Source organism: Variovorax sp. RKNM96 (assembly GCF_017161115.1).
GTDB lineage: Bacteria > Pseudomonadota > Gammaproteobacteria > Burkholderiales > Burkholderiaceae_C > Variovorax.
On sequence record NZ_CP046508.1, the window covers coordinates 655,077 to 677,484 of the forward strand.

Annotated in this window: 15 protein-coding genes; 9 read left to right on the forward strand and 6 right to left on the reverse strand. The window is 69.5% G+C overall.

Annotated features, from left to right (window positions below; genetic code table 11):
* Positions 1 to 5: 5 nt before the first annotated feature.
* The 3 genes from GNX71_RS02995 to GNX71_RS03005 form a co-directional block, all read right to left on the reverse strand.
* A complete protein-coding gene (locus tag GNX71_RS02995; RefSeq protein ID WP_241027146.1) occupies positions 6 to 875 on the reverse strand; it encodes an FkbM family methyltransferase in 870 nt (289 codons plus the stop codon).
* A gap of 5 nt (positions 876 to 880) precedes the next feature.
* Positions 881 to 1,666 (reverse strand): hypothetical protein, encoded by a 786-nt coding sequence (locus GNX71_RS03000; protein ID WP_206176955.1) that lies wholly within the window; start codon positions 1,664 to 1,666, stop codon positions 881 to 883.
* 111 nt (positions 1,667 to 1,777) lie between these two features.
* On the reverse strand, positions 1,778 to 2,410 hold the full coding sequence (locus GNX71_RS03005; protein ID WP_206176956.1) for a cysteine hydrolase family protein: 633 nt from the start codon (positions 2,408 to 2,410) through the stop codon (positions 1,778 to 1,780).
* A 95-nt stretch (positions 2,411 to 2,505) separates the two neighbouring features.
* On the opposite strand from GNX71_RS03005, the gene GNX71_RS03010 reads away from it, so the two are divergent.
* Positions 2,506 to 3,483: a helix-turn-helix domain-containing protein gene (locus GNX71_RS03010; RefSeq protein ID WP_206176957.1), complete on the forward strand. Its 978-nt coding sequence runs from the start codon at positions 2,506 to 2,508 to the stop codon at positions 3,481 to 3,483.
* 3 nt (positions 3,484 to 3,486) lie between these two features.
* On the opposite strand, the gene GNX71_RS03015 is transcribed toward GNX71_RS03010, so the two are convergent.
* The 3 genes from GNX71_RS03015 to GNX71_RS03025 form a co-directional block, all read right to left on the reverse strand.
* Positions 3,487 to 5,442, reverse strand: coding sequence for an ATP-binding protein (locus GNX71_RS03015; protein WP_206176958.1), 1,956 nt, complete (start codon positions 5,440 to 5,442; stop codon positions 3,487 to 3,489).
* Positions 5,439 to 6,521 carry an ABC transporter substrate binding protein gene (locus GNX71_RS03020; protein ID WP_241027147.1) on the reverse strand — a complete coding sequence of 361 codons (1,083 nt, stop codon included), beginning with the start codon at positions 6,519 to 6,521 and terminating at the stop codon, positions 5,439 to 5,441. Before GNX71_RS03020 ends, GNX71_RS03015 begins: the two co-directional genes overlap by 4 nt.
* Positions 6,522 to 6,672: 151 nt before the next feature.
* On the reverse strand, positions 6,673 to 8,565 hold the full coding sequence (locus GNX71_RS03025; RefSeq protein ID WP_206176959.1) for a hybrid sensor histidine kinase/response regulator: 1,893 nt from the start codon (positions 8,563 to 8,565) through the stop codon (positions 6,673 to 6,675).
* 163 nt (positions 8,566 to 8,728) lie between these two features.
* Here GNX71_RS03025 and phnD (GNX71_RS03030) point away from each other — a divergent pair, with 163 nt between their 5' ends.
* From phnD (GNX71_RS03030) to GNX71_RS03065, 8 genes are all read left to right on the forward strand, one after another.
* Positions 8,729 to 9,766, forward strand: coding sequence for a phosphate/phosphite/phosphonate ABC transporter substrate-binding protein (gene phnD / locus GNX71_RS03030; protein ID WP_206176960.1), 1,038 nt, complete (start codon positions 8,729 to 8,731; stop codon positions 9,764 to 9,766).
* Between the two features lie 142 nt (positions 9,767 to 9,908).
* Entirely contained in the window at positions 9,909 to 10,943 is a 1,035-nt protein-coding gene (gene phnD, locus GNX71_RS03035; protein WP_206176961.1) for a phosphate/phosphite/phosphonate ABC transporter substrate-binding protein, read from the forward strand.
* A 146-nt stretch (positions 10,944 to 11,089) separates the two neighbouring features.
* Entirely contained in the window at positions 11,090 to 12,421 is a 1,332-nt protein-coding gene (gene tssK / locus GNX71_RS03040; protein ID WP_206176962.1) for a type VI secretion system baseplate subunit TssK, read from the forward strand.
* Positions 12,422 to 12,452: 31 nt separating this feature from the next.
* Complete coding sequence (locus GNX71_RS03045; RefSeq protein ID WP_206176963.1) at positions 12,453 to 13,817, forward strand: DotU family type VI secretion system protein; 1,365 nt, start codon at positions 12,453 to 12,455, stop codon at positions 13,815 to 13,817.
* Positions 13,814 to 17,413 carry a type VI secretion system membrane subunit TssM gene (gene tssM, locus GNX71_RS03050; RefSeq protein WP_206176964.1) on the forward strand — a complete coding sequence of 1,200 codons (3,600 nt, stop codon included), beginning with the start codon at positions 13,814 to 13,816 and terminating at the stop codon, positions 17,411 to 17,413. Before GNX71_RS03045 ends, tssM begins: the two co-directional genes overlap by 4 nt.
* On the forward strand, positions 17,410 to 18,048 hold the full coding sequence (gene tagF / locus GNX71_RS03055; RefSeq protein ID WP_206176965.1) for a type VI secretion system-associated protein TagF: 639 nt from the start codon (positions 17,410 to 17,412) through the stop codon (positions 18,046 to 18,048). Before tssM ends, tagF begins: the two co-directional genes overlap by 4 nt.
* Positions 18,049 to 18,811: 763 nt before the next feature.
* Positions 18,812 to 20,734, forward strand: coding sequence for a serine/threonine-protein kinase (locus GNX71_RS03060; protein ID WP_206176966.1), 1,923 nt, complete (start codon positions 18,812 to 18,814; stop codon positions 20,732 to 20,734).
* Between the two features lie 60 nt (positions 20,735 to 20,794).
* Positions 20,795 to 22,384: a murein transglycosylase A gene (locus GNX71_RS03065; protein ID WP_206176967.1), complete on the forward strand. Its 1,590-nt coding sequence runs from the start codon at positions 20,795 to 20,797 to the stop codon at positions 22,382 to 22,384.
* Positions 22,385 to 22,408 lie beyond the last annotated feature (24 nt).

Below are 22,408 nucleotides of genomic sequence, written 5' to 3' on the forward strand. Positions count from 1 at the left end.
CCCTCTCAGGCGCCGCGCGCGGCAAGCAGTTGCAGGTAGCGCTGCTGCGCACCGCCTTCGACCGCGCGGCGCTCTTCGAGCAGCAACAGGCAGCGCAGTGCGAGATCGAAGGAGCCGTGGCAGTGGTGTGCGACCAGGGCCAGGTGCCGCAGCTGCTCGTCGTCCATCGCCTCGGGGCGGCGGATGTCGCGCATGTAGACCAGGTCGGCCTCCAGCAACTGGTGCAGCGGCCGGCGCGGATCGCCATCCACCACGCACGGCGCGATCGGCCACTGTTTCACCGCGGCGAAGCAATGCGGCACGAAGCCCTGGCCGCGCAGCTCCTGGTCGATCTCGCCCTGGGTCGGCTGGTCCTTGTAGAGCGTGACGAAGGACACCTCGGCCTGCACCATCACGGCTTGCGCCAGCTTGGCGCGGCCCGCGCGGAACACCGCGAGCTCGCTGCCCTGTGCATCGATCTTCAGGAAATCGAGATGCGCGATCTCGGCGATGTCGTCGAGCCGCCGCGTCTGCACCGCGATCCGTTCGCGAACCTCGGCCAGCGGCTGCAGGGCCTCGAAGAGCGCGAGCGATTGCGCATCGGGCGCGAGCAGGCTGGTCATGCCCGGCGCGGCGCAGACATGCAGCGTGTGCATGCCGCCGTCGCCGAGCGCCCACGGCAGGTAGCGCTCGAGGGGACCCTGGGCCTGTGTCAGTTCGTGCAGCGCCTGCGCCTGCGGCTCGAAGCCCGTGACCCGGCACAACCCGGCCCGCAGCATCGCGAGATAGGGCGGGTCGCCGTCGATCGGGCTGGCCCCGACATCGACCACCTCGGTCAGCCGCTCTGGCGCGAGGATGTCCCGCAGGTCCACGGCAGTGCCTGCGGTCTGCGTCATCGTGTTCACCGGCCTTCGCGCACGGCCAGTGCGCGGCCGAAGTGGCCTGTGTAGGTGCGCGTGCCCTGGTGCGACAGGTTGGAGTGGGCATCGATGAAGACCCGGCCGCCGATCGATTGCCAGCGGCGGCAGAACGCGAAGTCCTCCGCCAGGTAGGCGCCGTTGTCGGGCTCGGCGAGCACGTCGAAGAAGCGGTAGTGCGGCAGGTCGCGCACCGCGGGATCGGCGGCGCGCTCGGGTGTGTAGCGCAACTGCGGATAGGCCGCGGCGAGGCGCTCGAACACGCTGCGCGCGATCAGCATGAAGCCGGTGGGCGCATCCAGCACCTCGATGAATCCCTCGGCATCCACCGACAGGCGGGTGTCGAATGCGTTGGCCGGAAAGCTGGCGTGCAGGGCCTCGAAATCCTCGCGCGTGGCGCCGGCCGGCAGCGGCTCGCGAAGCCCGCCCGCGGGCCAGCCATCGGTCTTGTGCGGGTAGATGCCCGCCACCACGTCGCGCCCCGCGCACAGCAGCCGCAGGGCGGCCTCGGGTTCGAAGCCGATGTCGGCATCGATCCAGAACAGGTGCGTCCAGCGGGTGTCGGCCATGAACTCCGCGACGAGGCGATTGCGTGCGCGCGTGATCAGGCTGTCGCCATCGAGAAAGCGTGTCTGCATCGGGAACCGGTGTTCCCACGCCAGGTTGACCAGGCCCAGAAGGCTGCGCACGTAGAGGCTGGTCATGGTGCCGCCGTAGCTCGGGGTCGCGACGAAAGGGCGGATGTCTTTCAGGGCAGAGAGGTCGGGCATGGCGGGATGTCCTCGGGGGCGTTCTGCACGGGCCGTGCGGGCGGCTGCGGGGGCCACCATAGCACCCGCGCCGCGTGCACGCTCTCCCGGATTGCCCTCGGCCCGCTGGCTTCAGACGCCGCGCGCGCGGCGGTTGGACATGACCACGTTGTCCTTCGCGATGGCCTGGCCTTCCTGCATCGCCGCGATCCACGCCGCGGTCGAAGTCACGGCCGCGAAGTTGCTGTGGAACACCACGCTGAAGACGCGGTGGATCTCTTCCGCCGTGACCTTGCCCGCGGCGTTTTCATACGGCAGCGCGCCGCTCGCATCCGACAGGAACTCCACGTTCAGCCCGCGGTGCATCGCCTCGAACACGGTCGATGCGTCGCAGTTCTGCGTCATGTAGCCGGCCACGCTCAGCGTGTCGATCTCGTGGCGGGCGAGCCAGTCGGCAAAGTCGGTGCCGGTGAACACACTCGGGAAGGTCTTGGTGATCAGGTGGTCGCGCGGGCGGTTCGCGACCTCGGGGTGCAACTGGCCGTTGTGCGTGTCGGCCTGGAACACCGGCGCGCCCTTGGGCGCATGGTGGCGGACCACGACGACCGGCGTGCCGGCGGCGCGTGCGGCATCCATGGCCTTGGTCACGTTGGGCAGCGTGTCCAGGATGGGTGGGTACTCGATCGGCAAGCCGCCGCCCTCGAAGTATTCGTTCTGCACGTCGATCACGACGAGGGCGCGGCGCGGGGTGGGGGTGTTGCTCATGGTCTGGCTCCTTCTCGGTTGGTATGGCTTGATTGTTCGCGCTTTGCCGGCTCGTCGAAAGTGGCCCGACAGCCATTCATCGATAAGATCGGGCCATGTCTCGCCCAGCCACCGAAACCATTGCCGTCATTGCCTTCGACGGCATCAGCCCCTTTCATCTGTCCGTGCCCTGCATGGTGTTCGGCGAGGACCGCACCGAGACGGGTGCGCCGCGCTTTCGCATGCGCGTGTGCGCGCCGGAGCCGGGGCCGCTGCAGACCAATGCGGGCTTCGAGCTCGTGGTGCCGCATGGGCTGGAGGCGATCCGCCGGGCGCAGATCGTGGTGGTGCCCTCGTGGCGCGACGACGGCCGGCCCGCGCCGCCTGCGTTGATCCGCGCGCTGCAGGCCGCGCACCGGCGCGGCGCCACGGTGGTGGGCCTCTGCCTCGGCGCCTTCGTGCTGGCTGAGGCGGGCCTGCTCGATGGACGGCCGGCGACCACGCACTGGAACCTTGCCGCCGTGTTCGCGAAGCAGTACCCCAAGGTGATGCTGCAGCCCGAGGTGCTGTACGTGGACGACGGCGATGTGCTCACTTCCGCGGGCACTGCGGCGGGCATCGACTGCTGTCTGCACCTGCTGCGCGTGCGCTACGGCGCCGAGACCGCGAACCGCGCCGCGCGGCGCATGGTGGTGGCGCCGCATCGGCAAGGCGGGCAGGCGCAGTACATCCAGCAGCCCGTGCCCGCGACGGCCGAGCGCGATCGTCTCGCGCCGCTGCTTGAATGGCTGGGCAAGCACCTCGATGTGCCGCACGAGCTCGACAACCTCGCGCGCCGCGCGTTGATGAGTCGCCGCACCTTCACGCGGCGCTTTCGCGAATCGACGGGCACGACGGTGGGGCAGTGGATCCAGAACCAACGCCTCGCGTTGGCTCAACGGTTGCTCGAGACCACGGACCACCCGGTCGAGCGTGTGGCCACCGGCGCGGGCTTCGGCTCCGCGGTGTCGCTGCGCAAGCATTTCACCTCGGCGTTCAAGGTGTCGCCGACGGTTTATCGGCGGCAGTTCTCGCGCACCGCAGAAGCGGCTTGAGCCTTAGGCCACGTGCGCATGCCGGCGCGTGGTGAGCAGCGCGCGCAATTTCGCCGGCGGCACCGGCTTGGTCAGCAGCATCACCCCGCCATGCCGCAGCCGCTGCAGCACCTCGGGCCCGGTCGCGCCCGACACCAGCACCGCGAGCGCATCGGGCTGCAGGCGCTTGGCGGCCTCGATCACATCCACGCCATCGCCGTCGCCGGCCAGCTGCAGGTCGCACAGCACCGCATCGAAATGGATGTCGCCGGTGCCCAGCCGCGCGATGGCCTCGGCGCCGGTGGTCACGCATTCGACATCGCAGCCCCACTGTTCCAGCAGCGCGCGGCTGCCGTCGAGGATGGCGGGGTCGTCGTCCACCACAAGGCAGCGCAGGCCCGCAAGCGGCGCGGGCGCTACGGGCGCGGGCTCGGGCAGCACGACATCGGCGGCGCGCGCGGCGGGCAGCGTGAAGGCGAAGGTGCTGCCGGCCTGCAGCGCCGAACGCACGGTGATGCGGGTGCCCAGCAGCGTGGCAATGCGCGCGCAGATCGCGAGGCCGAGGCCGAAGCCGCGGCGCCGGTCGCGCTCGGTGTTCGCCACCTGGTAGAACTCCTCGAAGATCCGGCCCTGGTGGATCGGCGCGATGCCCACGCCGTTGTCGCGCACCTCGATGCGCACACCCGACGCGCTGTGCCGCGCGGCCACCAGCACGGTGCCGCCTTCGGGCGCATGGCGCAGCGCATTGGCCACCAGGTTGTTGACGATGCGCTGCAGCATCGCCGCATCGGTGCGCACCGCGAGGCCCCGGTCGCTCCAGCGCAGCCGCACGCGCGCCTCGATGGCGGTGGCGGCATGCTGCGCATCGAGCTGGTCGAAGAGGGCGGCCAGCGAGATGCGGGTGATGGACGGCGTGAGCACCTGCGCATCGAGCCGCGAGATCTCCAGCAGGTCGTCCAGCAGCACGCCCATGAACTCGGTGCTCTCCTGCAGACGCAGCACGGCCGGGCGCTGCGCCGGCGTGGCGCTCGGCAGCAGGCCGTCGATGAAGAGGCCCATCGCATGCAGCGGCTGGCGCAGGTCGTGGCTCGCGGCCGCGAGGAAGCGTGCGCGAGAGAGCGCCGCCTGCTCGGCCTCGGCCATGCGTTGCAGCGCGACGGCCGTGGCCTCGCGCACCCGCTCCTCGCTGACCTGGCGGTTGTGCTGCAAGCGCTCGGCGAGCCGGTCGATGTCGTGTGCGAGCACGGCCAGCTCGTGCGTGCCGCGGGTGCCGCCCTCGACCACTTCGCAGCGCATGTCGAAGTGGCCCGCTTCCAGCGCGGCGACGGTGCGCGACACCCGTCGCAGCGGCCGCGCCACCGTGCGCGCCATGTGGCGCACCGACGCCCATGCCGCCAGCAGCGCGACCAGCGCGATGCCGATGCCCGCCATGAGGGAACGGCTGCGCTCGCGCGCATAGGCCGTGGTGTCGCGGAAGGTCTGTACCAGGCCGATGGGCGTGTCGCCCGCCGCGGTGGAGCCCGCGGGCGCGAAGGCGCTGGCGCGCGAGGCTTCGCGCAGCGTGACCGGCGAGGTGAACATGCGCAGCTGCGCGAGCGATTCGGTCTTGGGCCCGGCCGTCACGTATACGCCCGCGCTGTTGCTGATCTCCACCCGCATCACCTGCCCGCCGCGCAGCGCCGCGTTGGCTACGTTCTGCAGCGCCGGCACATCGCCTGCGTACAGGCTCAGGTCGGACATGGCCGCCACCTGGCGCGCCACGGCCTGGCCTTCGGCATCGAACTGGGCTTCAAGTGTCTGCAACCGGTTGTGGGTGAACCAGCCGGTGAGCGCGAGCGCCACCGCCGCGCACGGCACCACGCCCAGGCGGAACAGGTCGCCCTGCAGGTTGCCGCGCACCACCAGTGCGGACGCATTGCGCGGCTGCGCCGCGTCGTCGCCGGTGGGCGCCGGACCTGGGCGGGGTGGCGCGGCGTTCATCGCGTGGCCGCGAGACGGTCGGTCAGTTCCCGTTCCTCCGGCAGGCGCAGGCCGAGTCCGCGTGCCACGGTGGCGTTGACGCGCACGGTGGCGGGCGTTGCGGCCTCCACCAGCGGGCTGCTGCTGTTGTTGCTTGCGCTCGCCACTTTCTGGCCCAGCAGGCGCGCCTGCTGTGCGAGTTGCGACGGCGTCGACACCGCCGCCGCCAGGCCGCCCGAACGCACCAGCCCCTCGCTGGCGCCGAATACCGGCACGCCCGCGCCCGCGCCCGCGCGCAACACCGACAGCGTGGCCGCCTGGTTGTCGCCGATCAGGTCGGGCAGCACCATCAATGCATCGCTGAGCGGCACGACGGTGCGCAGCGCGGCGGCGAGCGACCGGGCATCGGGCGCGTACTCGACGCGCACGTCCCACGCCGGGTTGGCGCCCTGCGCGGCGCGCTGCAGTTCGCGCACCAGCGGCTCCGATTCGGGCGTGGCGACCACGCCGATGCGGTGCTTCTGCGGCAGCACCGCGCCGATGAGCGCAAGCTGGTCGGCCATGGCCGGGTCGCGCAGCAGCACGCCCACGCGGCGGTCGCTGCGCTTCAAGGACGGGCTCGCGGCCTTCAGCGCTTCGTAGTCGAGGCGGCTCAGCATCGCGAGCACCAGCGGCTCTTGTCCGGGTCGTTCGACGGCGGCGCGCGCGGCCGCGACGCCCACCGCCATGGTGAGGTTCGCGTCGGCCGCCGAGGGCCGCATGCTGCGCGTGCGCACGCCCGCATTGGCGCGCGGTTCGGTATCGGCGCCGGCCGTCTCGATGGTCTGCGGCATCTCGCCGGTCGGCGAGAGACGCACCAGCTCGAAGCGGCCGCCGGGCTCCTGGCTCGCGCGCAGCTGCTGCACGAATTCCGAATGCGCCGGGTTGTCGTCGCTCATCAGCACGGTGAGGCTGGGCGCCGCGGCCGCGCGACTGCTCATCGACAGGCCGAGCAGGCCGACCGCCACGCCCGCGGTCAGGCCGAAGACCAGCGCCGCGCGCACGGCGCCACGCAGCCTTCCGGGGAAGGGATGGGAGAGGTGTTTCGCGACGACGGACATGTGACTGCTTCTGCAGCGAGGGTGCATGACCCAATGTAAGGACGCACCCTGTTTCGCGCGATAAGGCAGAGGGGCTATGTCAGTCCATGGGACGCCGTTCCAGCGTGACGAACTTCACACCGTGGCGGCCGCACGGCCTATGTCCGATGGACTATGTATCCATATTCAGCAGCGCCGCGACGCGCTGCGCGTGGATCGACTGGCGCAGCACCCGCGGCGAGACCGGCTTGTAGAGCACCGTGATGCCGGCGCTCGCCACTTCGCGCAGGCGATCGGGCTTGGTCTCGCCGGTGACCAGCAGGCGCGCGGTGCCGGGGCCGATGCCGCGCGGATGGCGTTCCAGCGCGGCGATCACGTCCAGGCCGTTGTCGCCGCCCTGCAGCAGCAGGTCGCTCACCACCACGTCGGGCGGCTGCTCCCAGGTGTCGGCCAGCGCGAGCGCTTCGGCACGGGTCTGCGCGACCAGCACCTCGGCGCCCCAGTTGGCGAGCACCACGGAGAGCCCTTCGAGGATCGTGCGCTCGTCGTCGATCACCAGGATGCGCAGGTTCTCAAGGCTGGGTTCCCCCTCCTCCATGCCCGCGGCCACCGGCGACGGCGCGGGCGCCGGCAGCGCGGCCGGCGCCGAGCGCACCAGCACCCGCACGCAGGTGCCCTTGTGAAGCCGCGAGCTGAGCTCCACGCGCGTGTTCAGGAGCTCCGCCAGCCGCTGCACCGTCGCGAGGCCCAGGCCCATGCCGCGTGCACCGCGCGAGGACTGGCGGCTGGCCGACTCCACCTGGTAGAACTCCTCGAACACCCGCGTCTGGTGCTGTGCGGCGATGCCCACGCCGGTGTCGACCACGTCGATGCGCACGCCCTTGCCGCGGCGCCGCGCGCCGATGAGCACGCCGCCTTCGAGCGTGTGGCGCAGCGAGTTCGACACCAGGTTGTTCAGGATGCGCGAGAGCATCACGTAGTCGCAGCGCACCCACAGCTCGGTCTTGCGCGCCACCAGCCGGAGGCCCTGCTGCTCGGCCACCGGCCGGAAGTTGCGGCTGATCTCGTCGAACAGGCGGTCCAGCGGAAAGTCGGCCCACTGCGGCTGCAGCACGCCCGCATCGAGCTGCGACAGGTTGAGCAGTTCCGAAAACAGGCGGTCGAGCGATTCGACGCATTCGCGGATGTGGCCGATGCGCTGCAGCTTCACCGGATCGGTCTCGCCGTTGGCCAGCCCGTCGGAAAAGAGCGTGAGCGCATGCAGCGGCTGGCGCAGGTCGTGGCTGGCGGCGGCCAGGAGGCGCGTCTTGGCCTGGCTCGCCACTTCGAGCAGTGCGTTCTTGCGCGCCAGCTCGGCCGTGGCTTCGTTGATGCGGCTCTGCAGCAGCCGGCGGCTCTCGGCGAGCGCGCGCGCCGCCTGGTTGAAGCCCAGCTGCAGGTGCTGCACCTCCAGCGTGCCCTCGATCGCCACGCTCGCATCCTCGCCCGCGCCCAGGCGGTCGACCGCCTTGCCGAGCGCGCGGATCGGCTCGCTGATGCGCCGCGCCGCCCACCAGCCGGCCAGGCCCACGCCCACCAGGCTGAACGCCAGCACCACCGCCACGTTGAGCCAGACCGAGCGGCGGGCGTTCTGCACTGCGGAGAGGCCGATCTCGACCATCACCTTGCCATTGTGGCGGCCGTCGTCGGCCACGATCGGCACCACCACCTGCAGGCCCTCGCCGCGCGCGCGGTCGACGGTTTCGGAATTGGCCACGATCTCGCCGTCTTCCGTCCAGATCTGCACCTGCTGCACATGCGGCTGGTAGGTGCCCGACTGGGCCGTGCGCTGCAGGGCGCGCTTGTCCATGCGCGAGAGCGGCGCCTGCGCCACCGTGGCCACCTGCAGCGCCACCGTCTGCGCATTGGCGCGCATCAGCTCGGTGAGGTTGCCCAGGTGCTGGCGCGTCAGCACGGCAATCGCGGTCAGCGTGGCGGCGGTCGCCGGCACCAGCGCGAGCAGGATCAGCTGCTGGGCGAAGGTGAGGCGCGCAAGCCCACGCAGGACGCGGAAGTTCCAGTTCATCGATGCTTTGAATCCATGGGGCGCGAGCTTAGGAGGCCAGCGCCGAACATGGAAGACAGGAAAAACATCACGAAATTAACTTGTATTTGATATTTAATGGCGTCCGCGTTGCCCATGTTAGACCCGCTGCTCCCCAGCGACCCTACGCCTTTCGGCCCCAAAGATGCTGGCTTCACTGCGTTGTCTTGCCGTCGTTCCTGCCGTTTTCCGGGCAGCTGCCCTGGCGTTTTTCGTCGGCTTGCCGATGGCCGCGGCGGCCCAGGCGGCATCGCCGGACAACGCCCCCGTGCGCTTCGGCATCCTGCCGCTGGGCGGCGCCTTCGAGTCGCGCAGCGACTGGGATCCGCTGCTGGCCGAATTGAGCCGCGCCATCGGCCGCCCGGTGAGCGTGCTTTCGGTCAATTCGTACGAGGCGCTGGAGCAGGCGATCCAGCGCGACGAGGTCGACATGGCCTTTCTCTCCGGAAAGATGGCGCTCGACGCCGTGACCCAGCGCCGCATGAAGGTGGTGGCGCAGGTCGTGCGGCACGACGGCCTGCCCGGTTACCGCGCGCTGCTGCTGGCGCGCAAGACGCCGCCCCTGAACACGCTGAAGGACCTGCTCGACCAGCCCGACCGCTGGCGCATCGCGCGCGGCGAGAAGCAGTCGGTGTCGGGTTTCATCGTGCCGCAGCTGCAGCTCTTCTTGCCGAACCACATCGCGATGGAGACGCGCTTCCTGAGCGAGGTGGTGGGCACCCACCAGACCAATGCGCTCGCGGTGGCCAACAGCGAGGCCGACGTGGCCACCAACAACTCCGCCGACTTCGAGCGCTTCAAGCTGCGCTTTCCGGCCGAGGCGCAGCGGCTGCAGGTGATATGGGAGTCGGAGCTCATTCCGCATGCGCAGATCGTGGTGCGGCGCGAGTACCCGGCCGAACTGCGCGGCCGCGTGCAGGCCTTCCTGACCGCCTACGGCCGCGGCAAGGGTCCGCGCGGCGACGCCGAGCGGGTGGTGCTCAAGTCGCTGCACGACCTGGCCGGCTTCGTGGCGGCCGACAACAGTTCGCTGCAGCCGGCCGCCAAGCTGGCCTACCAACTGGCCAAGCAGAACGCCGTGACGGCCCAGTGGGTGAACGACGCCGCGCGGCAGGCCCGCCTGCAGCGCATCGAGACGGGGTATGCGGAACAGGTGAGCGTGCTCAAGGACGTCACGCCTTGAGATAGCTGACAACGTGGAAAACGCGGACAGCGCCTTGCTTTTCCGGGCGCCGTGTTGTGTGATGTGCCCTGTTCGGGGCGTGATCGTGATGTACGGTGATCGTTGATCGAACAGCAGCGCTCCCTACAAGCCGAACCGCGACATGTTTTCCGTACTCAAGCATCTGCTGACCGCAGCGTTCGCCGCAGCCGCCGTGCTGCTCCCGGCCGCGCCGGCCCTGGCGCAGGTCACGCACGAGAAACCCGCCCCGTCCCTCCAGGCCATCCGCTTCGGCGTGCTCCCGCTCGGCGGCACCGTCGAATCGCGTGCCCTCTGGACGCCGCTCATGGCCGACATGAGCCGCGCGCTCGGCATCCCGGTCAATGCGTACTCGGTGCCGTCGTACGAAGAGCTCGACCGCGCCATCGGCCGCGATGAGATCGACATGGCCTTTCTCTCCGCCAAGATGGCGCTCGATGCCGTGATGCAGCGCCGCATGAAGGTCGTGGCCCAGATCGCGCGCCGCCCCGGCATGCCCGAGCACCGCGCGGTGCTGCTCGCCCGCAAGGCCGGCCCCCTCAACACGCTGGAGAGTGTTCTTGCCCAGCCCGAGCGCTGGCGCCTCGCGCGCGGCGACAGCCGCTCGGTCACCGGCTTCGTCGTGCCGCAGAGCCAGCTCTTCCTGCCGAACAACATCGAGATGGAAACCCGCTTTCGCAGCGAGTTCGTCGGCACCCACCAGGCCACCGCGCTGGCCGTGGCCAACGGCGACGCCGACGTGGCCACCAACAACACCACCGACTTCGAACGCTTCCGCGAGCAGTTCCCGATCGAGGCCGAGCGGCTCCAGGTCATCTGGGAGTCCACGCCGCCGCCCGGCGCGCCGATGGTGGTGCGGCGCAACTACCCGCCTGAGTTCCAGGCGAAGCTGCAGAACTTCCTCGTCACTTATGGGCAAGGCAAGGGCCCGCGCGCCGACGCCGAGCGCGAAGTACTCAAGAGCCTGCGCGCCGCCTACGGCTACGCCGCGGCCGACGACAGCGCGCTCCTGCCCGAGGCGCGGCTGGAGTACGAACTCGGCAAGCAGCGCGCCATGGCCGCCGCCTGGGTGAACGAGGCGGCGCGCGCGCAGCGGCTGCAGCGCATCGAGAAGGCGTACGCCGAGCAGGTCCAGACCCTGCGTGCCGGCGGGCGCTGACCCGCTGGTGTCGGGACCCTGCATCTAGTCCCTTCGCCGTAGCTCCAAACCGCTCCATCTAGGCCATTAGGCGGATTTGCCCGCCGCCCTCCGCGCCGGAAACTTCGTGTTTCTTTCAGGCAACCCTTGCCGTTGACGGAGTGCGGATGAGTTGGCGAACAAAAGTGGTCTGGAGCGAGGGGATGCTGTTGCAGCCTCAGCACCTGCAGCAGAGCGAGCGTCATGCCGATCATGCGAGGCATGTGCTCTTGCGTTCGACCACGCCCTACGCCTGGGGTTTTGCCGAACTCGAGATCGACCAGGCCGCGCTCACGCTGGGCAAGCTCGCGCTGGTGCGCGCGGTCGGCATCTTCGGCGACGGCACGGTGTTCGACATGCCGGCGGTCGATCCGCTGCCCGAGCCCATCGACATTCCTTCCACCTTGCGCGACGAAGCCGTGGTGCTCGCGCTGCCGCTGCGCCGCGCGGGGGCCCGCGAGGCCGATGCCGAAGACTATGAAGAGCTGGTGCGCCACCGCGTGCTCGAGTCCGAGGTGCCCGATTCCAACACCGCCGGCGAGCGCACCGCGATGCTGCAGCTGGGCCAGCTCCACACGCGCCTCATGCGCGCCAGCGAAGCCACCGACGCCTGGACCACCATGGGCGTGGCCCGCGTGGTCGAGCGCCGTACCGACAACCAGGTGCAACTCGACCGCGGGATGCTCCCGCCCTTGCTCGACGTGGCCGGCCATGCGGTGATCCGTGCCTGGCTCGACGAACTGCTGGGCCTGCTGCGCCAGCGCGGCGAGGCGCTGGCCGGCCGCATGACGCAGGGCGGCACCGGCGGCGTGGCCGAGATCGCCGACTTCATGCTGCTGCAGGCGGTGAACCGCAACGAGGCCATCTTCGCGCACCTGGCGAAGAGCGCGATGCTGCATCCGCAGCACTTCTTCGAGCATGCGCTCGGGCTGGCCGGCGACCTCTCGAGCTTTCGCGATTCGCGCCGCGTGGCGCGCTTCGGCCCCTACATCCACGACGACCTCGCGCTGAGCTTCCGCCCGGTGATGGACGACCTGCGCCGCAGCCTCTCGATGGTGTTCGAGCAGTCGGCCATCCGCATCGAGCTGCACGACCGCAAGCACGGCGTGCGCGTGGCGATGGTCACCGACGTGGAGCTGCAGCGCAAGGCGACCTTCGTGCTCGCGGTGAACGCGAACATGCCGAGCGAAGCATTGCGCGCACGCTTCCCCACGCAGGTGAAGATCGGTCCGGTCGAGCGCATCCGGGACCTCGTGAACCTCGCACTGCCGGGCGTCACGCTCACGCCGATGCCGGTCGCGCCGCGCCAGATTCCGTTTCACACGGGCGCCAACTACTTCGAACTCGAAACGCGCAACAGCGACCTGTGGCGCCAGCTCGAGCAATCCGGCGGCATCGCGATGCACATCGCCGGCGACTTTCCCGGCCTCGATCTCGCGTTCTGGGCCATTCGTTCCTAGCCGCACCGGCTGACGGAAACGGAACACCATCATGAGCACACCTCCCGATCCCTTTGCCGCCTTCGAGTCGGAGCGCACGGTCATCAAACCCAAGCCGCGCACGCCGGCCGGCACCCCGCCGGCCGCTGCGCCCGCGCCGTTCTTCGGCGGCGCCGATCCGACGCCCGCAGTCGAGGTCGGCGACATCGGCCTGCTCAATCCGCTGGTGTCGGCGGCGGGCAAGCTGCTGGTGCTGATCGGCAAGCTGCGCAACCTCGCGCAGCCGCCCAATGTGCCGGCGCTGCGCGCCTCCACCGCCGATGCGGTGAATCAGTTCGACGCGAGCGCGCGCCGCTCGGGCGTGAGCAACGAATCGGTGCTCGCCGCGCGCTACGTGCTGTGCACCGCGCTCGACGAGGCCGTGGCCAACACGCCCTGGGGCGTGCAGGCCGGCTGGAACAAGCAGAGCCTGCTCGTGCAGTTCCACAACGAGACCTGGGGCGGCGAAAAGGTGTTCCAGCTGCTCGCCAAGCTCGCGCAGGACGTGCCCACGCACCGCCAGTTGCTTGAACTCATCTACAGCGTGCTCGCGCTCGGGTTCGAAGGCCGCTACCGCGTGGTCGACAACGGCCGCGCGCAACTCGATTCGGTGCGCCAGCGCCTGGCCGACCTGATCGCCAAGGACCGCCCGCAGCTCGAGCCCGAGCTCTCGCCGCACTGGCGCGGGCAGGGCGCGGGCACGGTGCGGCTGCGCGAATCGCTGCCGCTGTGGGTGTTCGCGGCGGGCTTTGCATTCCTGCTCGCGCTCGCGTGGGTCGGCATGCGGCTCATGCTGAACAACCGCTCCGACACCACGTATGCGGCCGTCTCGGGCCTGCGCGTGCCCAACATCCAGATCGCGCCGCCGGCACCGCCCGCGAAGACGCCGCGGCTCGCGCGCTTCCTCGAGCCTGAAGTCAAGCAAGGGCTCGTGACCGTGACCGACGAGGCCGACCGCAGCGTGGTGCGCCTGCGCGGCGATTCGTTCTTCGGCTCCGGCAGCGCCGAGCCGATGGCCGCGTCGCTGCCGGTGCTGCGCCGCATCGGACAGGCGCTGGCCGAGGTGAAGGGCGAGGTGCTCATCACCGGCCATTCCGACAACCAGCCGATCCGGTCGCTGCGCTATCCGTCGAACTGGCACCTCTCGGCCGCGCGGGCCGATGCGGTGAAGGGCGCGCTCACCACGCTGGTCGATCCCGCGCGCATGCGCTCCGACGGCAAGGCCGATGCCGAGCCCGTGGCCGCCAACGACACGCCCGCCAACCGGGCGCGCAACCGCCGCGTGGACATCGTGCTGCTGACCGAGCCCGAGCGCGTCGCTGCTTCCGCCGCACCGGCCCCGGCCCCGGCTGCTCCCGTTCCAGGAGCGACGAAATGATCAAGAAAATCTTCGGCTTCCTGTTCAGCCCGCTGCTGCTGACGCTGCTTGCGCTCATCGTCGTCGGGCTCCTGATCTGGTGGATCGGCCCGCTGGTGAAGATCGGTTCGCTCGCGCCGCTCGAGAGCGAGATGGCGCGCTGGCTCTTGATCGGCGCCATCGTGCTCCTCGTGGTGCTGCGCGTGCTGTGGCGGCGCTGGCGCGCGCGCCGTGCGAGCCAGCACCTGACCGATGGCCTCATGAAGGCCCCGACCGTGAAGACCGATGCGCCGGTCAACGGCGAGCAGAAGATCCTGGACACCCGCTTCAGCGAAGCCGTCGCCACCTTGAAGCAGATGCGCCTGCACGCCGCCGGCAAGAAGCCGGGCTGGCGCGACTGGATGTCGATCTCGGGCGGCAGCTACCTGTACGACCTGCCGTGGTACGTGTTCATCGGCGCACCGGGCGCGGGCAAGACGACGGCGCTCGTGAACTCGGGCCTCTCGTTCCCGCTCGCCGAGAAGTTCGGCCCCGGTGCGATCCGCGGCGTGGGCGGCACGCGCAACTGCGACTGGTGGTTCACCGACGAGGCCGTGCTGATCGACACCGCCGGCCGCTACACCACGCAGGACAGCCACCAGACCGAAGACAAGAATGCGTGGGAAGGTTTTCTCGGCCTGCTCAAGAAGGCGCGCCCGCGCCGTCCGCTCAACGGCGTGTTCCTCACGGTGAGCGTGGCCGACCTGCTGAGCCAGGGCCCCGAGCAGCGCACGCAGCTGGCCGCATCGATCCGCGCGCGCCTGCTCGAACTCGACAGCAAGCTCACCACGCGCCTGCCGGTGTACGTGCTCGTCACCAAGAGCGACTTGCTCTACGGCTTCACCGACTACTTCGACGACCTGGGCAAGGAGCAGCGCGCGCAGGTCTTCGGCTTCACGCTGCCGGCCGACGAGAACGTGCAGACCGAGGAGAAGGGCCTCTCCACCGCCTTCCACCGCGAGTTCGCATTGCTGCACAACCGCGTGAACGACGGCCTCATCCCGCGCATGCAGCGCGAGACCGACGGCACGCGCCGCGCGGCGATCTTCGGGTTCCCGGCGCAGTTCGGCTCCATCGGCTCGCTGCTGTCGGACCTGCTCGACCAGGTGTTCACCGGCTCGCGCTTCGCGCAGCCGCCGTGGGTGCGCGGCGTGTATTTCACCAGCGGCACGCAGGAGGGCAGCCCGATCGATCGCGTGATGGGCAGCCTCTCGCGCAGCTTCGGCATCGAGCGCGCGATGCTCGCGCCGCAGAAGTCGAGCGGGCGCAGCTACTTCCTCACTTCATTGCTGCGCGACGTGGTGTTCCCCGAGCAGCGCCTCGCGGGCGCCGACGTGAAGCTGGAGCGCCGCCGTCACCTGCTGCGCATGACGGGCGTGGCCGCGATGACGCTGGTCACCGTCGGCCTCATCGCGGGCTGGGGCTACAGCACCTGGCAGAACACGAACTACCTGAAGTCGGTCGAGGCCCGCGCCGTGCCTGCGCAGAAGAGCCTGGCCAACCTGCCGGTGCAGTTGCAGAACCTGGTCGAGGTGGCGCCCGTGATGCAGGGCATACGGGACATCTGGAAGACGCCCGAGAACCGCCAGGGCGACGAGCCGCTGAGCATGACGCTGGGCCTCTACCAGGGCGACAAGCTCGATGCCGCAGCGCGGCTCGCGCACCAGCGCGCGCTCAACGACGTGTTCCTGCCGCAGATCGCCAAGCGCATCGAGGACCAGCTGCGCACCGCGCAGAAGGACAACCTCGAATACACGTACGAAGCGCTCAAGAGCTATCTGATGCTCTACCAGCCCGAGCACTTCGACCCCGAGGCGCTCAAGGCCTGGATCACGCTCGACTGGGCGCGCAGCCTGGACCGCGGCATTCCCGAGGACCAGCGCCAGGCGCTCGAAGACCAGCTCGACGTGCTCATCGCGCAGGGCCCGCCGCGCTCGCCGCTCAAGATGGACGAGAACCTGGTGCGCAGCGTGCGCGCCGTGCTCGCGAGCTATCCGCTGGAGCAGCGCGTGTTCAGCCGCCTCAAGCGCCAGCGCGCGACCAAGGACATCCCGGCCTTCAGCGTGGCGACGGCCGCCGGCCCGTCGGCACCGCTCGTGTTCGAGCGCATCAGCGGCAAGCCGCTGACCGAAGGCGTGCCGGGCATGTTCACCTACGACGGTTATCACAAGCGCTTCCAGAACGAGGTGACGGTGCTCACCGGCCTGCTCGCCGCCGAAGACCCGTGGGTGCTCGGGCAGGACAAGGGCGCCGCCGACCGCCTGCGCGACGTGGCCGCGCTCGGCGCGCTGACCGACCGCGTGCGCCGCCTCTACCTCGCCGAGTACGTGAAGCAGTGGGAAGCATTGCTCGCCGATGTGCGCCTGATCCGCGCCACCGGCCTGGAGAAGAACATCGAGGCCGCGCGCATCCTCTCGGGCGTGAGCTCGCCGCTCGCGAACTTCCTGCGCGCCGTGGTGAAAGAGACCACGCTGATCCCCGCAGACCAACCGAAGGACGTGGTGAGCAAGGCCACCGCCACCGTCGCGAACACGCGCAAGGGCCTGGAAGACCTGTTCGGCGGCGACCCCAACAAGCCGGTGGCGACCGGCAAGCGCATCGAGAGCATCGTGGACGACCGCTTCGAGCCGCTGCGCCGCCTGGTCACCGCCGCCGCGCCCGGCCAGCCCGCGCCGATCGACGATGCATTGAAGCTCTTCAACGAGGTGTACGTGTACCTGAACGCGGTCGACACGGCCGTGAAGGGCCGCACCTCGCCGCCGCCCGGCGACGTGGCCGGCAAGCTCAAGGCCGACGCCGGCCGCCTGCCCGAGCCGGTGCGCTCGATGGTCGAGAACCTGAGCCAGTCGGGCGCCGCGCAAGCGCAGGTGGCCGAGCGCGGCAACCTGAGCCAGGACCTGCGCCCGGTGACCGAGTTCTGTGCGCGCGCCATCGCGGGCCGCTATCCGTTCTCGCCGACCAGCAAGCGCGACGTGCTGCCCGAGGACTTCGGCCAGATGTTCGGCGCCGGCGGGTTGATGGACGACTTCTTCCAGAAGCGCCTGGCCGCGCTGGTCGACACCAGCACACGCCCGTGGCGCTACAAGCCCGTGGCCGAGCGCGGCGCAATCACCACGCAGGCGCTCGCGCAGTTCGAGCGCGCCGCGCGCATCAAGGACATCTTCTTCCGCGCCGGTGGCCGGGGCCCCTCGATGCGGCTGGACTTCAAGCCGGTGGAGATGGATGCGGGCATCACCCAGTTCATCCTCGATGTCGATGGCCAGCTCGTGAAGTACGCGCATGGTCCCGTGGTGCCGATGGCGGTGCAGTGGCCCGGCCCGAAGGGCAGCAACCAGGTGCGTATCCAGGTGAGTCCGCCGTCGACGACCGGCAGTTCCGGCTCGGCGGTGGATGGGCCGTGGGCGCTGTTCCGTGCGCTGGACGATGGGCAACTCGAAGCCGGTGATGCGCCGGAGAAGTTCTTCATCACCTTCCAGATCGGCGCGCGAAAGACGCGCTTCGAGGTGACGACGAACAGCGTGCAGCATCCGATCCGGTTGCGCGAGCTGCGGGAGTTTTCTTGTCCGGAGGGGTTGTGAGTCTGGCCTCTTCTTCTACTTCTTCATCCCTCTTTGCCTCGGCTGAATTGCCTGGATGGTTTGGCAAGTTGCCCGGCATGGGGGACTTTGCGCATCGGCGGTTGCCGGAGTCGTTTCGGTCGGTGTGGGATCAGTGGTTGCAGCGCGGGCTTGCGCGGCTGCGGGATCGGCATGCGGACTGGACTGCGCATTACCTCGAGGCGCCGATCTGGTGCTTTGCGCTCGGGCCGCAGGTGGCTGGCGAGCGGGCGTGGATCGGGGTGTTGATGCCTTCTGTCGATGGCGTTGGACGGTACTTTCCGTTCACTCTTGCCGTGGAACTGGGCGAGGGTTCTGATGTGCTCCAGGGGGAGGCGCTGGGTGCGGCGCTGCACTGGTGGGCGTTGGGGATTCAGGCGGCGCTTGAAGGGCTGGATGGGGATCTGGATGCGCTCAGGTTCGATGCTGTTCTCGGGCGCTTGTTTGTGACGGCTGCCGGCGAAGGGGCTGTTGGCATTGAGTCTTTGGAACTGCCTGCGGCGGGGGCTTCGTTGTGGCTTGGGGATCCTGCTGTTGAGGGCGGGGTTCGGATGCTGGTTACTGGATTGCCTCGCGATGCGCAGTTCGAGGCTTTGTTTCTTGGGGGTGGGGAATGAGCTCCTTGCTTCCTTTTGCTTTCCGAGGCCGGGTCTCGCCCCGGCAGGCGACTCACTTTCTTTTGCTTCGCCAAAAGAAAGTAAGCAAAGAAAAGGCGACCCTGCTGTCTGCGACCCTCCGCTTCGCTACGGGCAACCTGCGGTGCTCGCGTTTCGCGGGGTCTCGCAGAACTCGCTTCGCTCAAACAGCTGCGAGCCCTGATCCGCGAAACGCTGCGCTCCTCGGCGCAGCCAGAAGGGCTTTGGAGACCAACGGGCCATCGCTGCGCTCGGCCCTGGAGACCCTTCGGGCCTTCACTTTGTTCGGCTTGGATTGCTCTTTCTCCCTCTCCCTCTGGGAGAGGGTTGGGGTGAGGACATCGGCGTTCATGCAAGCGAGGCGGTGTTCCTGCGCCGTCGACCCTCTCCCCAACCCTCTCCCCAGGTGGAGAGGGAGCCCAAGCCGAGCGAAGCAAAGGCCCGATCACAAGCCGAGCGAAGCGATGGCTTGTCCGGTACCCACCCCCCTCTGGCTGCGCCGAGGAGCGGAGCGTTTCGCGGATCAGGGCCGCAGCTGTTTGAGCGAAGCGAGTTCTGCGGACCCCGCGAAACGCGAGCACCGCAGGTTGCCCCGTAGCGCAGCGAAGGGGTCGCAGACAGTGGGGTCGCCTTTTCTTTGCTTACGTTCTTTTGGCGAAGCAAAAGAAAGTAAGTCGCCCGCCGGGGCGAGACCCGGCCTCGGAAAGCAAATTCAAAAAGGCGTTCAACCCGCAGGAGCAGGTCGATGACCGACAACGCCCCCCCGCCGGAAGACGACCGCACCCGTGTCGTCTCCAGACCCGCACCGCAACAGCCAGCCACAGGCGGCGACACAAGCGCAACCGTCATCACAGCCGGCACCACAAGCCTGTCGAACGTCCCCGTCACCAGCCCCGCATCGGGAACCCACGAAGCCGGCCTCCTCCCCGTAGGCGCCCGCCTCGCAGAATTCGAAATCACCAGAGTCATAGGCCAGGGCGGCTTCGGCGTCGTCTACGAGGCCTGGGACCACGCCCTCGAACGCGTAGTCGCCATCAAGGAGTACCTGCCGACGTCGCTCTCGACAAGACAGCAGGACGGCACCGTAGTCCCCCTCTCCGAGAGACACCGCGAAACCTTCGACCTCGGCATGCGCAGCTTCATCAACGAAGCCCGCCTCCTCGCCCAGTTCGACCACCCCTCGCTGCTGAAGGTCTACAGGTTCTGGCAGGAGCGCGGCACCACCTACATGGTGATGCCCTTCTACCGGGGCGACACGCTGAGGGAAGCTCTGGTCGCGATCCCCGCAGGCGTCGACGAGGCCTGGCTCATCCGCATCATGGACGGCGTGACCCAGGCGCTCGGCGTGATGCACAACGCCAACTGCTACCACCGCGACATCGCGCCCGACAACATCATCCTGCTCGAAGGCTCCGGCCGCCCGGTGGTGCTCGACTTCGGCGCCGCGCGCCGCGTGATCACCGACAAGACCCAGGCGATCACCGTCATCCTCAAGCCCGGCTATGCGCCCATCGAGCAGTACGCCGAGATGCCCGACATGTCCCAAGGCGCGTGGACCGACGTCTACGCGCTCGCGGCCGTGATGCATGTGGCCGTATGCGGCCGCGCGCCGCCGCCGTCGGTGGCGCGGCTTTTGTCCGACAGCTATGTGCCGCTCGCGGGCAACGACATCCTGCGCCAGCGCTACAGCCTCCGGCTGCTACAGGCGATCGATGCGGGCCTGGGCGTGCGGCCCGAGCAGCGGCCGCAGTCGATGGCCGACCTGCGCGCGGCGCTCGACCTGGAAGTCGGCCACAGCATCGCGCCGACGCCGCGCACGCAGCCGCCTTCGGGCGCCCGCACGGGTGGCAACAACACCGGTTCCAACGCAAACGCCGCGACGGTGATCGCCGGCAAGAAAGCGCCGCCACCAGCGCCCCCGCCGGGAGCTGCAAGCAGCACCGGCGGTGGCAAAGGCAAGACCGTCGCGGCACTGGCTTCCGTCGCAGTCGTGGCCGCCGTCGCCGGCGGCGGCTGGTGGTGGTACCAGGGCCGCGCCGGTGGTGCGGGCAAGACGGACGTCACCACCACCGCACCGCCGCCACCGATCGACACCAAGGTCGCGCAGACACCGACCCCGCCGCCGCCACCCCCACCGCCGCCCCCTCCGGCAGCACCGCGCACGCCGCTCGAATCGCTGCAGTCGCTCGCAGCCGGCGCCGCGCCCGGCTTCGAGGTCACGGCCACCGCGAAGAAGCCCGAGGTCAACATCGGCAAGGACAAGCTCGCCTTCGAGGTCCGCAGCAAGCGCGACGGCTTCGTCTATGTGTTCCTGCTGTCCAGTGGGGGCGAGATGTTCCTGCTGTTCCCGAACCTGCTGGACAAGTACAACAAGATCACCGCCAACAGCGCGCTCTCGCTGCCGCGCGCCTCGTGGCCGATGGACGCGGGCGGACCCGCCGGCACCAACCAGTTCGCCGTGCTCGTCAGCGAACACGAGCGCGACTTCAGTGCTTCCGGCGTGCAGAACGACGGCGTGTTTCCGCAGTTCCCGCTGCCGGTGCTCTCGGCGCTCGAAGCCACGCGCGGCACCGGTCCGTCTCCGCTGCTGGGCAAGCCGACCTGCGCGCCCGGCGCCCCGTGCAACGACGTCTATGGCGTCGCGAATTTCAAAATCGTCGAGAAGTAATCGTCTGTAGACGTTGGCCCATCGGCTCGATGGCCGCTTTTTCCGGACAAGGAGACTTTCATGCATACCTCACAGTCGCCACGCTTCACCTCCACGCTGATCCGATGGGCTGCCTTCGCTGCCGTCGCATCGCTTGCCGGTTGCGCCAACCCGCCGCCGGCCGCGACCACCAACACCACGGCCGCCACCGACACGTCGGCTTCGACCACCACCAGCTCGCGCCCCGCCTCGACCGGCGCCAGCGTGGCCGGCCAGGCGCGCACCTTCTCGACCCAGCTGGCCACCTACACCGCGGTCAGCTTCGATGCGATGCCGGGCTGGTCGCGCGACGATTTCGCCGAGACCTGGCCCGCGTTCCTGGGCAGCTGCAAGGTGCTCACCGGCCGCGGCGCCGAGTGGAAAGAGGTGTGCGACCGCGCAGCCAAGGTCGACGGCAAGAACCGCAACGCCATTCGTGGCTTCTTCGAGAGCGAGTTCTCGGCCTACCAGATCCGCGACGACGACCGCAAGCCCGATGGCGTGGTCACCGGCTACTTCGAACCCGAGATCGCGGGCAGCCGCACCTACGGCGCGCCGTTCATCTATCCCGTGTACGGCCAGCCGGAAGACATGCTGTTCGCCGACGCGCGCAAGCTCCCGGCCGGCAGCGGCACGGTGGCCGCGAAGGTCGAGGGGCGCAACGTGGTCGTGCAGACGGGCCTGAGCACGCGCGACATGGGCGCGCCCGGCCTCTACGCGCTCGACCTCTCGGCCATCACCCGAGACACGCTCGACCGCAAGGTGCGCATGCGCATCGAGGGCAAGCAGCTGCTGCCGTACTACACCCGTGAAGAGATCGAGACCAAGGGTGCGCCCAACGCCAAGGTGCTGGCCTTCGTGAGCAGCGCCACCGCGCTCTACGAGATGCAGATCCAGGGCTCGGGCCGCATCAAGATGGCCAACGGCGATGTGGTGCGCGTGGCGTATGCCGAGCAGAACGGCCAGCCCTTCCGTCCCACGATCGCGCAGGCCGCCGACGGCAAGCCGCGCAGCGCGGTGAAGGTGCGCGGCTCGTCGATCGAACTGCAGCTGGACGATGGCGACGATGACGATGTGGGCGCCGTCGACAGCAGCGTCATCCGCACGCGCGGCTTCACGCTCGCACGACCCACCGCCAGCGGTGCGGTCGTGGTGCCGGGGCGCCGCACGGCCGGCGCGGTGGCGGGGTCGGGCATCAAGGACCCGAGCTACGTGTTCTTCAAGGAATCGACCTCGCCCGTGGGCGGGCCGGTGGGCGCCTTCGGCGTGCCGCTGTCGGCGGGGCGCTCGATCGCGGTCGATCCGCGCAGCACGCCGCTGGGCTACCCGGTGTTCGTCTCGACCCGCACGCCCGGCAGCGGCGCACCGATGCAGCGCCTGACCATCGCGCAGGACACCGGTGGCGCGATCCGCGGTGCGGTGCGCGCCGACTATTTCTTCGGCAACGGCCAGGCGGCCGCGACCAACGCACGCCGCATGAAGGAGCGCGGCCAGCTGTGGATTCTTCTGCCGCGCGGTCTGGCCGTGGCGCAGGCCGCGGTGTCGTCGGCGATCCGCACGCGCGGAGGCCCGGTGGGTGCGGGCCTGGCGCAGTGCCTGGTGCCGAGCGAAGGCGTGTGCGTGGATGACTGACCCGACCTTGGCCTGAACCTTGTC

Excerpts from the sequence above, each read along its gene's own strand:
- GNX71_RS03065 (WP_206176967.1), top strand. The coding sequence starts at position 20,795 with ATGCATACCTCACAGTCGCCACGCTTCACCTCCACGCTGATCCGATGG.
- tssM (WP_206176964.1), top strand. The coding sequence starts at position 13,814 with ATGATCAAGAAAATCTTCGGCTTCCTGTTCAGCCCGCTGCTGCTGACG.
- GNX71_RS03000 (WP_206176955.1), bottom strand. The coding sequence starts at position 1,666 with ATGCCCGACCTCTCTGCCCTGAAAGACATCCGCCCTTTCGTCGCGACC.
- GNX71_RS03015 (WP_206176958.1), bottom strand. The coding sequence starts at position 5,442 with ATGAACGCCGCGCCACCCCGCCCAGGTCCGGCGCCCACCGGCGACGAC.
- phnD (WP_206176960.1), top strand. The coding sequence starts at position 8,729 with ATGCTGGCTTCACTGCGTTGTCTTGCCGTCGTTCCTGCCGTTTTCCGG.
- phnD (WP_206176961.1), top strand. The coding sequence starts at position 9,909 with ATGTTTTCCGTACTCAAGCATCTGCTGACCGCAGCGTTCGCCGCAGCC.
- GNX71_RS03060 (WP_206176966.1), top strand. The coding sequence starts at position 18,812 with ATGACCGACAACGCCCCCCCGCCGGAAGACGACCGCACCCGTGTCGTC.
- GNX71_RS03005 (WP_206176956.1), bottom strand. The coding sequence starts at position 2,410 with ATGAGCAACACCCCCACCCCGCGCCGCGCCCTCGTCGTGATCGACGTG.
- GNX71_RS02995 (WP_241027146.1), bottom strand. The coding sequence starts at position 875 with ATGACGCAGACCGCAGGCACTGCCGTGGACCTGCGGGACATCCTCGCG.
- GNX71_RS03020 (WP_241027147.1), bottom strand. The coding sequence starts at position 6,521 with ATGTCCGTCGTCGCGAAACACCTCTCCCATCCCTTCCCCGGAAGGCTG.
- GNX71_RS03010 (WP_206176957.1), top strand. The coding sequence starts at position 2,506 with ATGTCTCGCCCAGCCACCGAAACCATTGCCGTCATTGCCTTCGACGGC.
- tssK (WP_206176962.1), top strand. The coding sequence starts at position 11,090 with ATGAGTTGGCGAACAAAAGTGGTCTGGAGCGAGGGGATGCTGTTGCAG.
- GNX71_RS03025 (WP_206176959.1), bottom strand. The coding sequence starts at position 8,565 with ATGAACTGGAACTTCCGCGTCCTGCGTGGGCTTGCGCGCCTCACCTTC.
- GNX71_RS03045 (WP_206176963.1), top strand. The coding sequence starts at position 12,453 with ATGAGCACACCTCCCGATCCCTTTGCCGCCTTCGAGTCGGAGCGCACG.